The organism is Rhodanobacter thiooxydans LCS2, from assembly GCF_000264375.1.
Lineage (GTDB): Bacteria > Pseudomonadota > Gammaproteobacteria > Xanthomonadales > Rhodanobacteraceae > Rhodanobacter > Rhodanobacter thiooxydans.
This window is the reverse complement of sequence record NZ_AJXW01000137.1, coordinates 1-327: the sequence shown is the minus strand read 5'-3', so window position 1 is coordinate 327 and position 327 is coordinate 1. Positions and strand designations below refer to the sequence as shown.

General features: G+C 69.1%; 1 protein-coding gene. It reads right to left on the bottom strand.

The annotated features are described in order from the left end of the window. Positions 1–262: hypothetical protein (locus UUA_RS20355; protein WP_155943286.1), on the bottom strand; the 262-nt coding region annotated here is incomplete at its 3' end. Between the last annotated feature and the right edge of the window lie 65 nt (positions 263–327).

The window sequence follows — 327 nt, the reverse complement described above, 5'->3', positions numbered from 1 at the left end:
GAGTGTTCATCGCCGGCACGCCGCCAGCAGCCTGCCCCGCATCGACGAAGCCACGTGGGCGCAGGTGGAGGATCGCCTTCGCGAGGACTGGAGTCCCGACCAGATCGCCGGCCATGGCGAGGTGGCAGTCAGTCACGAGCGCATCTACCAACACATTGCCAATGATCGCCGGCAAGGTGGCACGTTGTGGCAGCACCTGCGTCGGCGCAAGCGACGACGACGCCACCGCTGCGGAACCCCCAGGCAGCGCCAGCGCTTTCACGGTCGCCGCATTGCCGAGCGGCCCGCGGGCATCGAGACACGTTGGCGCGTCGGCGACTGGGAGGG